Below are 11,830 nucleotides of genomic sequence, written 5' to 3'. Positions count from 1 at the left end.
ATAATTAAATTAAACTATCCATTTCCCCTCTATACCCTTTTAGCATCCTTGAAAATGAATTAATAACGACATTTATTGTAGTTTTATTTTGTATTAGGTTTACGCTGTTAACCAAGATAAATTTCAAAACAAATTTCAACAAAATATATTTATTGTATTCTCTGTAAAAATAGAAAAAGTTCCTCAATCCATAATACATTTTAGTTTCTAACTCTTTTCCTGGGTGCAATAAATTTCCCACAGTGTTTTCTTTGGTTTTATGATAAACAACACTGCTGCTGACATAGTAATTATTAAAACACTTAAAACGAGATGTATATTCAACATCATCAAACCAAATAAAAAACCGTTTATCAGGATAACCTACATGTTGAATTGCATCTCTATTGAACAAACAACTGACAAATGAATTTAGATCAATTTTATGAATACCAAAGGAGTATTTATCTTCTCCAATATAATTCCAGATATTCTTATTGTGGAAATACAATGGCAGGTTCATTTTATGAGGAGTGCTATCTGTCCACAATACTTTACTGGCAAGAAATCCTATCTTTTCATTTTTTTTTGCCCAAACAATTTTAATCAGTTCTTCCAAAGCATATTCTGTGGGAATAGTATCATCATCCATACACCAAATCCAATCATAGCTTCTTTCAAATGCTAATTTTATACCAGTGTATTGTCCTCCAGCACTTCCAAAATTTTCCTGTGTTATTACGCTAAGGTACTTTTGTCCCATTAACCATTCAAACGTTCCATCTGTACTTGAATTATTGACGACAATAATGTCATCCGGTTTTCGTGATTGAGACCCTAAGGCACTTATACATTCCTTCAACAAGGTAAGCCTGTTGTATGTAACAACAACCACGGCAATTTTTTCGTTAACTTGTTCTTTCATCATTTCCCCAGTGCTATATCCTCAAACATTTTTAATGCCTGCGCAGTCACTTGATCCATATTATAATATCGATAAGTTGCTAACCGCCCCACAAAATAAACTGTAGATAGTTTCTCAGCTTCTTTGGTATAATTATGATAAATGATTGTATTCTCGTCATTTGGTATCGGATAATATGGATCGCCTTCAGCATGTGAAAATTCTTTGGCAATTGTGGTTTTCGTGTTTTGTTGTCCCGTTATACGTTTGAACTCTGTAATGCGTGTAAATTCAAAATCATTTGGATAATTTATTTGAGCAACTTGTTGATAATACTCTTGATTATAAGTTTCAAATTCAAAACGCAACGAACGATATGGAAGTTTTCCGAACATATATTCGAAATATTCGTCAATGGGACCGGTAAATATCAAACGATCGAATGTTGAGGAAGAGATATCCTTAAACTCCGTATTCGGCACAATGGAAATGTTCTTGTGTAATGTCATTGCCTTAAACATTTCACTGTAACCATGCAAAGGCATCATCTGAAACCGATCGTCAAAATACCGGCTGTCATCATTCGTCCGCACAGGTAGCCGTGCACAAACGGATGGTGCCAATCGGGACGGATCGATCCCCCAATGTTTGGTTGTATATCCCTTATATAATAACTCATACAATTTCCTGCCGACATTCGATATAACAACATCTTCTGAGTTTTGGATGACTTGCGGTGTTTCCTTTTCCCGATCGAAAAAATCTTTTACTTCTTCATCCCTTGTCATTTGAAGCCCAAAGAGTTGATTGACGGTCAGTCGATTGATAGGCATGGGCACCAACATGCCGTTAACAAAAGACATCACGCGGTGTTCATATGGATGCCATTCGGTAAATTGTGAAAGATATCGTACAATACGTTCGTCATTCGTATGAAACAAATGCGGTCCATAATGATGAATTCTGATCCCAACTTCATTTACTGAATCATACGCATTGCCTCCGATATGATTCCGCTTGTCGATAAGCAATATTCTTTTATCGCATTGTGATGCCAACCGCTCAGCCAAAACGCAGCCGGCAAGCCCTGCTCCCACTATGAGAAAGTCGTATTTCACTATACAGAACCTTTCATTGCGAACAGACCGTGCAGGCGATAATGGTAATAGAGCGAAACGATGAGAACAGCAAACTCCGCAAAGACGGTTGCGATTGCAGCTCCCATAATACCGTACGAAGGAATGAGAAGAATATTAGAGAAAATATTGATACCTGCACCAGTCGATACGACAAATAAGTACTTCTTGTGCTGGTCCCACGCAATCAGCAAATGGGCAAATGCAATATTCAAATACACAAGATAGACGTTAATCAGGAGCACTCTAAAAACATCAGATGCAGGAAGGTAATCTTGACCGAGCACTAACAAAACGATCAGATCGGAAAAATAAAAACATCCCGCAGATATCAATGTACCGGAAACTACCAGCAGAGAGATATACTGACGCGTGTGATGTGAGAGAAAGAATCCTGCAGTGATCTTTGCCAAATACGGAACATAGGTAAGATACAATATTCCCGGCAATAACGTCAGCACGGTAATGATTCTGTACGCTCCTGTATAATATCCCAATTCCGTCCCCGGATTTGTAAATCCTAGAAAGATAATATCTGCACTTCGGTAAATCTGGATCATAAACACTGCAAATCCAAGGGGGGCAGCCCGTGTGACAAGGTCAATACAATTTCTAAATGAAGGTAAAGAGATCGCCCATTTGTTCTTCGAATATAAATATCCTGCACCTATAATGAAAACCGCCAACGTAACTACTCCGCTAATCAATGACACAAATGCAAGATCGTTTGTGTTATGAATGAATAATACCGTCAATAGACAGACACCCAATGCTACTCCACCTTTCATGACTGAAAGAAAGGAGATAGATTTTGTTGCAACAAGAAAAAATTGGAGATTAAACGCAAACGCCACGATAGAAAGAGATTGAAAGAGGAACAATAATTGTTCTGATATATTGTTTGCGTAAAAATATCCGCCGACAACAAAGACCACTGAAAAAATCAGGGAGAGTGCTACACGGCTTCCAATGACCGATGTGATTACGACGCTGCTTGCCTGTGCCGTATTGGACGATAATTGTCTTGTAGAATATTGTTCAATCCCAAAATTAGAAAAGAGAACCGCATAGGTCGACAGTGCTCCTACAAATCCGTACAAGCCGAACGCTTCCGCACCCAATATCCGTGCAAGATAAACCATTGTAACAAAACCCAGAGCTTTTGCCATAAGTTCTGATGCTGCCAATTGTGAAAAATTTATGAAAATTTCTTTCATACAATCCTTAATACTTTCGATTCAATCGCGGTAATCACAGATGTCGTACAAGCATCCATGACCAGAATACCATCACGGAAAATATGAAATGAACAACAAATTCTTTCAGCCAATAAAAAACCAAAAGCCTTTGAAGAAATCTCCCCAAAGGCTAAGGTGACAAAATTGGAAAAAATTGTCTTATAATTCATTCAGGAATTATTCTTCACCATGTCGACTCTTTTCATATTCCTGAATAATTTTATCGGCAACTTCCCTCGGGACTTCATCATAGTGAGAGAATTTTTGACGATGGATTCCACGCCCTTGAGTCATAGAGCGGAGTGTTGTGGAATAGTGATACAATTCTTTTAAAGGTACAGACGCTTTAATGACTTGGTGGGACCCATCGGTATCCATTCCGATAATTTTTCCTCGACGGCTTGAAAGATCTCCCATCACGTCTCCCATATGATCATCAGGGACAGTCACTTCAAGCTCATATAATGGCTCAAGCAATACAGGTTTTGCTTCCTTAAATCCTTTCTTAAATGCCTGTGATCCTGCAATCCTAAACGACATATCATCGGAATCAACATCGTGATACGAACCATCGAACAGCGTCACTTTTACATCGATTACCCGATAACCAGCGATAATCCCATGTTCCAATGTTTCTGAAACACCTCTTTCAACGGCAGGAATAAATTTGCCGGGAACAACGCCTCCAACGACAGCATCCTCAAATTCAAATCCTTCACCCCGTCTTCTCGGTTCAATTTTAATATGCACATGTCCATACTGTCCTCTGCCGCCCGATTGTTTTTTGTGTTTAAATTCTACATCGGGTGCAACACCTCTAATCGTTTCTCTAAAGGGAATGCGCGGTTCAATCAATTCGACTTCCACACCAAACTTCTCTTTCAAACGCCGGATAATGATTGCTAAATGGAGTTCTCCCTGTCCGGAAACAACCGTTTGCTTGATCTCGGGATCGACCTTGTACACAAATGTTGGATCTTCTTCATGGAGCGTATGCAATCCGCTGCCGATTTTATCTTCTTCCCCTTTTGTTTTGGGAATGATCGCTTCGGTAATAACCGGCTCCGGAAAGACAATGGGATTGTAAATAACAGGAAACGACTTTGTACTGAGCGTATTATTGGTATGAGTATCTTTCAATTTAACTACTGCACCAAGGTCACCGGCATGCAATTTTGCAATTTCTTTCCTCTCCCGTCCATTCATAACAAATACTTGGCCAAGACGTTCCGGTTTTCCGTTGGATTCATTCACCATGTCCATCCCGGGAAGAATCGCACCGGAATAGACTTTAAAGAACGAAAGTTCGCCGACATGATGTTCGGACACTGTTTTATAGACAAACAACGATGCAGGACTTGCATCGTCGATCTTCACATCAATCTCTTTTTGAGTATTGATGTCGGTTGCTTTCACCGTCTGGATTTCCGCAGGAGTCGGGCAATAATTTGATATGAACTCCAATAAATTTAATGCACCGACATTTGTCGTAGACGAAACGGCAAATGTTGGATAAATTTTTCGATCAACAAGCGCTTGATGTAATCCTTTTCTGATTTCTTCATCGCTCAGTGTACCGTTTGTAAAAAACTTGTCCATCATTGCTTCGTCGGATTCTGCAATTTTTTCAATCAGTTCTTCATGAAGCTGTGAGGTTTTCTCTTTCAAATCGGCAGGGAGATCTTCTTCAGTATATTTTCCAGTCCCATTGGGGATAAAACGAAGCAGTTTCATTTTCACCACATCGATCAATGCATTTGCTCCGGGTCCTACTTTTACCGGATAGGTGATAATAGTGGCATCGCTGCTGCACCGTTCTTTCACCGATGAGAACACACTGTCAAAATTGGAATTGTCGCCGTCAATTTTATTAATAACGAATAAGGACGGCAACTTATATTCCTTCACATATTCCCATACCAATTCCGTTCCCACTTCCACCCCTTCAAACGCACGGACAAATGTAACAGCTGAATCGCACACTCGTAACGATGCTTTCACTTCTCCAGTAAAGTCGGTATATCCGGGAGTGTCGAGGATGTTGATCTTGATGTTATTGACGTCGGTAGTGAGGAGAGATGAGTTGATGGAGATTTTTCGTTCTATTTCGTCAGGGTGATAATCTGAAACCGTGTTTCCATCTTCAATCCTACCCTGACGATTTGTTATTCCGGTGGAGAAAAGCGCGGCTTCGGAAAATGTCGTTTTCCCGGAGCCGCCGTGCCCAATAAGGGCGATGGTCCGGATCTGTTGAGAGGTATATTCTCTCTGATTGTTATTTTGACTCACAGTATACTCCTTTTACTCGTATGCTGGTAATGAAGAGGAGTCATCGCAAGCAGACGATGATAAACAGGGGACGTTTGAAATGATTCTTTAACCGATTAATCTTCGTTACGAGAAGATCTTCCCCCCACGGCACGATTAAAAAATGATGTAAAACCTCTAATAACTCCACCGACAGTATTCATCACTTCCATAATCGGGGATTCGATGGCATCTTGAACGCGGCGTTCAAACGCGGCAATATTATCGGCGACACCTTTTAATGTATCGACCGAGCTTTTCAACATGGCAATCTGTTCATCAAAATTTTCGACGATCACACGGATCTTTCCGGTGATTGCTTGCAAATTTTCCAATGTGGGTAAAGCTCGAGTTGCTACCTGTTTTACGTTCGCATCAATTGTTGTGAGAAGGTCACGCAATCGCATCAACACGATGATCGCATAAATTGCTACACCGGAGAGCAGTAAGAGCACAATAATTTGCGCGATCGTTAAGAATGTTTCCACGGCGAGCTCCCTCGATTAATTTTTATTTTTTTCGGATGTATGTCCTTTGCTTCGTGCGTCCGTCAGGATTTTTTCTGCGTCGCCAAGCAATGACTCTGCCCGTTTTTTTGCTTCTGTAATCAACACCTCGGATTTTTTCTTTCCTTCGTTGATAATATCCACTGCCTTATTTTTGGCGGCACTGACGTATTCTTCAGCGCTATCCATTGCTTCGCCAGCTTTGTTTTTGATATCAGCGCGAAGTTCTTTTCCCGGTTTGGGCGCATATAATAATGCCACAATACCGCCAACGACGGCACCGGCAAGGAAACCAATCAGAAATCCGGTTTTTGAATCTTCTTCATTGTTTGCCATAACTTCCTCACGTGTACAATTCTGTTATTGAGAGTTAAACTACTTCATTCAAAGTGAAAAAAAAATCAAGAAAAAGCAACACGCAGGGAAAGGATTTTCTCCGTTCCCTGCGCATTGGTTCTAACGAATTCTCTTCTTATGACGCATTTTTCGAAGACGTTTCTTGCGTTTGTGGGTCGCCATTTTATGTCGTTTGCGTTTTTTACCGCTTGGCATACCAACCTCCTTTCGTGGTTAATGTTGTTGAAGGATTTGTTGGGCTCGCAGCCCAGCCGTTGATTGTGGATCAAGATCTACACACCGTTTCAGCCATTTTTTTGCTTCTGCAATGTTTTGGTTGCTTAATTGGAAAATACCCATGTTAAACATGGCCATTTGATGCTTTGGCTGCTTGGTAATTACCGATTCAATTTCCTTCACTGCTTGTTCGAAATTTCCCATTTCAAAATAACAGATTCCAAGGTCGACTCTCGCATCGAAATTGTCCGGTTCCAGTTTTAAATAGGATTTGTATGTCTCAATTGCGCGAGGGTAAAATTTTGCATCATGGAGTGCATTTGCTAGTTGCAATGACAAATCAGCACTCGCAGGATTTGCGGTCACTTGCTTCTCTAACTGCGCTATCGTTTCGATCGCTGCAGGATCGGTATGATTATGTGCTTCCTGCTGCTGGTTTTTCTGTACCGAACCTGACGGCAGTTGTTGAATTTCATAGACAATGACAACAAGTGCATAAATGCCAAATGCTATTAGCACCGCCGATAACCATGGCGGAGTTTGCGAACGCTTTGCTTTCGATTGTTTTGTATCAATTGGAGATGCAAGAGGCAATTGCTGTTCTACTAAAAGAGTAATTCCACATGCCAAACAAACCGAGTTCGAAGAAGGATTAACCACGCCGCATGATGAGCAGACGATTGTATAAGAATCTTGTTTTGTCAGAGCTTACCCCAGCGTTTTCATTAAATTTTCATTCACCACAGATTTCAATTCTTTTGAAACTTTGAAGATCGGAACATAATGATCCTGAACAGGCACTTGTTCGCCGGTCCGAGGATTTCTCGCCATTCTCCCTTTTCGTTTCTTCACCTTAAAACTCCCAAACCCGCGGATCTCAATATTCTTTCCATCACGCAGCGAAGCGATGACGGTCTGAATGAATCCATCGACGACTGCCTCAGTTTCAACTTTCGTAAGCCCGGTTCCTGATGCTATTACATCTACGATATCTGCTTTCGTCACGGCGACTCTCCTCTATTGTGGAAGATGGTACCGATATTGAACGATCGGCTGGTTGAGCAATTCGTTTTTCAGTTCTGTTAACTCGGATCGAACTTCACCGAAGATCATATCCGAAAGTTTTTCTCGTTTTCGTTCTTTAATCACTCTCGGTGTCCCGTAGATTTCCGCCATTTGTGCTGCAATTTTAATGGCATCCTGATATGTACCGAGTGTATCGATCAATCGTAATTCATATGCTTTCCGTCCCGTAAACACACGACCGTCGGCATATTTTTTTACGAGCGATTTCTCTAATTTGCGTTCTTTTGCAACAGTGGAAACAAACTGATCATAAATATCATCGATCATTTCCTGAAAATATTTTTTATCCTCTTCATTCGGTGTTCTGAACGGAGAGCCGGCATCTTTTAATTTACCGCTCTTAATAGTTGTGGATGTTACTCCAATTTTTTCCAGCAATGCATTAACATGCATAAATTGAGAGATCACACCAATACTTCCGGTGATGGAACCGGGATTTGCAACGATTCTGCTGGCGCCCACTGCAATGTAATAACCTCCGCTCGCAGCAACTGCTCCCATGGAAACCACAATCGGTTTTCCATATTCTCTTGTCTTTTTGACTTCTTCGTAAATTTCCTGACTTGCAGCAACGCCACCCCCGGGAGAATCGACACGCAACACAATCGCACGAACCGCGGTATTTTCTCTATATCGCTTTAATTGTTGTACAATATGCTGTGAAGAAACAATCTCCTCGTTCAATTCTACTACAGCAATAGTACCTGCCGATCCGGATGAGACATCTTCTGTATCAGAGTCGTTAAACAACATCATAAAGGAAACGACGATGAAAAAAAAGAAAATCGCCAACACTGCAAAGATCCCAATCAGCCATTTAGCGGTTTTACTCATATTTTTTCTAAAAGTAATCTTTGTAACCTATTGAAACTTATGCAATTATACGGAATTGTCATTCAAATGTCAATTGATATGTACCCAACAAAAAAGGGAGTTTTTACGCTCCCTTTTTGAGTATTTTCCCATTTTATGATTAGACTACTTTAACTTTGGGGGGATACAACTTAGAAATGATTACTGAAATGATAAGAATTGCCAAAACTACAAGTAACGACATTTCAACCGGTATCTTGATAAAGTCCACTAACATCATTTTCCCACCAACAAAAACCAAAATAACGGACAATCCATAATGAAGATAATGGAACAAACCCATAATCCCAGCGAGCGCAAAATATAACGCGCGAAGTCCGAGGATGGCAAACACATTGGATGTATAAACGATGAAAGGATTATTCGTAATTGCCAGAATAGCCGGAATTGAATCGACAGCAAAGATTACATCGGTTGTTTCAATCACCAACAATACAATAAACATTGGCGTTGCAACATTCCGTTTATTGATCCTAGCAAAAAACTTGTCTCCGTGATATTCATTCGTTACCGGAAACCATTTTTTAAATAATCGAATCACAGGATTTTTTTCCGGTTGAAGTTTTTTATCTTTTTGTAATGCCATATTGATACCGGTAAAGATCAACAATGCACCAAACAGGTAGATCATCCAGTGGAATGATGTAATTAACGACACTCCGGCAAAGATGAACATCGCTCTCATAAGCAATGCACCGAGGATTCCCCAAAATAATACCTTATGTTGGTATAATCTCGGCACTTGGAAATAGGTAAAGATCATCAAAAAAACGAAAACATTATCAACGCTTAGAGATTTTTCAATGAGATAACCGGTTAAAAATGCCAATGCAGCATCCTTATTAGCATACTCACTTCCCGGAGCCATCCAATCCCAATAATAATAAATCAGTGTATTGAAGATCAATGCACATGCAATCCAGACTGCGCTCCAGGTTAGTGCCTCTTTCATTTTTACTTCGTGCGCCTTTTTATGAAACACACCAAGATCAAGCGTAAGCATTGCAAGCACAAATCCGTTAAAGAGAACCCACATTAAAGTCGATTGTTCCATACACTCCTATCATAAAAATAATAAACCCTGCCAAGGAATATTGAACATTTGAAAAACCTTGACAAGGTTCGATCACTCTGAATAAAATATTTAACTATCGAATTACGTTTCCGTAGACCATTGCCTCTAGTCGCGCAATACGTTCTTCCATCGGCGGGTGTGTGCTGAATAAATTCATGAACGCACCTCCCGTTAACGGATTAACAATAAACATGTGTGCCGTTGCCGGAGTCGCATGCATTGGTATCTGTGCGGCTCCCGCATGCAATTTGCGAAGTGCGTTTGCCAATGGGAGTGGGTTACCCGACATCTGAGCTCCGGTCTCATCTGCAAGAAATTCCCTTGATCGAGAGATGGCCATTTGCACAAGCATTGCAGCAATTGGTGCAAGAATCATCATCAATATTCCCGTTACGGGACTTCCCCCTTCATCATCGTCCGAACTTCTGCCGCCAAAAATCATCGCCCATTGGGCCATGTTTGCCAGATAACTAATTGCTCCGGCAAATGTCGCGGCAACTGTTCCAATAAGGATGTCACGGTTCTTGATATGCGCTAGTTCATGAGAAATAACACCGCGCAATTCATCACGCGAAAGCAATTGTGTAATTCCTTTGGTCACTGCCACCGCTGCATGCTGAGGATCGCGGCCTGTCGCAAATGCATTAGGCTGATCTCCTTCTATCATATACAATTTTGGCATAGGGAGATTAGCTCTCATCGTCAACTCCTGTGTCATACTGAAGAGTTCCGGTGAATCGTTCTGCATCAGTTCCTTTGCACCATACATTTTTAGGACAATCTTATCGCTCCACCAATACGATACAAAGTTCATTGCACCAGCTATGATAAATGCAAATGTCATTCCGCTCTGTCCGCCAAGCGCTCCACCGATCATCACAAAGAGTACGGTGAGAACACCCATTAAAAAGAATGTTTTCATCGTGTTCATATTCATTTTCTCCGATATTTATACATAAATACTAATTGCGTTCACAAATGTTAACGCCGTAACGCTTCTTAAAAGTTCCTTGAATTATCGGTCTAGGAAAAACAGTACCGAAGATTTTTTATTGTAGATATTGAAACCAGATCCAATATCCGAGAGGAAGAGCTGTTCCTGCCAAAACAAACCATTTCCCTCTTCCCCAAAGCCCGGTCTTTCCTTTAAGAATAAAAAGACCTGAAATACCCATAAAAATGAGGCTTAATGCAAAAAAATCGGCAATATACGTCCATATTCCTTTGGGAGCATTCAGATGCAGTTGGTTCATTTCAAAGAGAACCATTCTTCTTCGGGTCTCTTCGATGAGAACAGTGCCTGTTGGAAGATCTATGGAATAAGTTTTTCCGGAATAAAATAATTGAGCCGTTTCCGGGTCAGGACGGAAATAATTTTCGGGAGGTGCGGATAACTGTAATCGTTTGATTGCGAGAGCTACAATCGTATCCTTCTCTTCGGATACGATCGGCTCAATCGATACAATTTCTTTTTGCTGAATATAGTTCGGATTCCAATCAGCGATATGATTTACCGCCAAACCGGAAACTCCATACACAATCACTAATGCAACGCTAAAATAACCTATATCACGGTGGAGAACGATATTCACTCGCCTCCATGAGAATCGCTTCATTTCACCTCGACCTGTGCGCCTTCGCCTTTAATTTGAAGCACAACCTTTGGTTCCTTCACGGTTGAAGGATCAAATGTTGTCCCCTCCTTTTTTGCATGCTCCTCACCGCTTTTAATCAATTCCTCTACAGAATATGTCTTGACGGAAACAATACCTTCAGCCGAGGCGCTCTTCCCTTTGATCTCAAGCGGAAAAAAGATCACACCATCTTCTACTTTGAAACGGATCGATTCGAATTCTTTATCGCTGCCGATCTTAATCCAGCAACCGCGTTCTTTGCATACATCCACAATCGGTCCAGTAATCAACACCCGTTTGCCATCAAATTTTTCCGGATGAGCCACAATTTCGGATATTTTCGTCGACTCTTTTAATGTAATCTCCTTGCCATATTTCTTTTTCACACCGGAAATTGCTGACACCACAAGTAACAATGAAACAACTGAGATAATGAATATTTTTTTCATATCGCACCTTTTTGTCTTATTCAAAATAAAAAAGCCTCTGATGTTTTCAGAGGCAGAGCAATTTCAAAAT

At 40.6% G+C, this 11,830-nt stretch carries 13 protein-coding genes; all 13 read right to left on the bottom strand.

Features of this window, described 5'->3' with window-relative positions:
- Window positions 1-4: 4 nt before the first annotated feature.
- The 13 genes from WDA22_03995 to WDA22_03935 all read right to left on the bottom strand — a co-directional run bounded on the left by WDA22_03995 (window position 5) and on the right by WDA22_03935 (window position 11,760).
- Window positions 5-904 (bottom strand): glycosyltransferase family 2 protein, encoded by a 900-nt coding sequence (locus WDA22_03995; GenBank protein ID MFA5832621.1) that lies wholly within the window; start codon window positions 902-904, stop codon window positions 5-7.
- The gene (gene glf, locus WDA22_03990) at window positions 904-2,001 is read right to left on the bottom strand and encodes a UDP-galactopyranose mutase (protein MFA5832620.1); all 1,098 of its coding nucleotides are present in this window, start codon (window positions 1,999-2,001) and stop codon (window positions 904-906) included. Before glf ends, WDA22_03995 begins: the two co-directional genes overlap by 1 nt.
- Window positions 2,001-3,236: a flippase gene (locus tag WDA22_03985; protein ID MFA5832619.1), complete on the bottom strand. Its 1,236-nt coding sequence runs from the start codon at window positions 3,234-3,236 to the stop codon at window positions 2,001-2,003. Before WDA22_03985 ends, glf begins: the two co-directional genes overlap by 1 nt.
- A 198-nt stretch (window positions 3,237-3,434) precedes the next feature.
- Complete coding sequence (gene fusA, locus WDA22_03980; GenBank protein ID MFA5832618.1) at window positions 3,435-5,546, bottom strand: elongation factor G; 2,112 nt, start codon at window positions 5,544-5,546, stop codon at window positions 3,435-3,437.
- Window positions 5,547-5,641: 95 nt separating this feature from the next.
- Window positions 5,642-6,052, bottom strand: coding sequence for a hypothetical protein (locus WDA22_03975; protein MFA5832617.1), 411 nt, complete (start codon window positions 6,050-6,052; stop codon window positions 5,642-5,644).
- A 15-nt stretch (window positions 6,053-6,067) separates the two neighbouring features.
- On the bottom strand, window positions 6,068-6,406 hold the full coding sequence (locus tag WDA22_03970) for a YtxH domain-containing protein (protein MFA5832616.1): 339 nt from the start codon (window positions 6,404-6,406) through the stop codon (window positions 6,068-6,070).
- Between the two features lie 234 nt (window positions 6,407-6,640).
- Entirely contained in the window at window positions 6,641-7,273 is a 633-nt protein-coding gene (locus tag WDA22_03965) for a tetratricopeptide repeat protein (protein ID MFA5832615.1), read from the bottom strand.
- 78 nt (window positions 7,274-7,351) lie between these two features.
- Window positions 7,352-7,648: an HU family DNA-binding protein gene (locus WDA22_03960; GenBank protein MFA5832614.1), complete on the bottom strand. Its 297-nt coding sequence runs from the start codon at window positions 7,646-7,648 to the stop codon at window positions 7,352-7,354.
- Between the two features lie 12 nt (window positions 7,649-7,660).
- Window positions 7,661-8,563 carry a signal peptide peptidase SppA gene (gene sppA, locus WDA22_03955; protein MFA5832613.1) on the bottom strand — a complete coding sequence of 301 codons (903 nt, stop codon included), beginning with the start codon at window positions 8,561-8,563 and terminating at the stop codon, window positions 7,661-7,663.
- A 139-nt stretch (window positions 8,564-8,702) separates the two neighbouring features.
- Window positions 8,703-9,656: a TerC family protein gene (locus tag WDA22_03950; protein ID MFA5832612.1), complete on the bottom strand. Its 954-nt coding sequence runs from the start codon at window positions 9,654-9,656 to the stop codon at window positions 8,703-8,705.
- Window positions 9,657-9,750: 94 nt separating this feature from the next.
- Window positions 9,751-10,608 (bottom strand): zinc metalloprotease HtpX, encoded by an 858-nt coding sequence (gene htpX, locus WDA22_03945; GenBank protein ID MFA5832611.1) that lies wholly within the window; start codon window positions 10,606-10,608, stop codon window positions 9,751-9,753.
- A gap of 118 nt (window positions 10,609-10,726) precedes the next feature.
- Window positions 10,727-11,293, bottom strand: coding sequence for a PepSY-associated TM helix domain-containing protein (locus WDA22_03940; GenBank protein MFA5832610.1), 567 nt, complete (start codon window positions 11,291-11,293; stop codon window positions 10,727-10,729).
- On the bottom strand, window positions 11,290-11,760 hold the full coding sequence (locus tag WDA22_03935; protein ID MFA5832609.1) for a DUF4920 domain-containing protein: 471 nt from the start codon (window positions 11,758-11,760) through the stop codon (window positions 11,290-11,292). The genes WDA22_03940 and WDA22_03935 overlap by 4 nt, the downstream gene beginning before the upstream one ends.
- Between the last annotated feature and the right edge of the window lie 70 nt (window positions 11,761-11,830).

Source organism: Bacteroidota bacterium, assembly GCA_041658205.1.
GTDB lineage: Bacteria > Bacteroidota > Ignavibacteria > UBA10030 > UBA8401 > UBA8401.
Note: the sequence above shows the minus strand (reverse complement) of the source record. Positions and strands in the feature narration are given on the sequence as shown.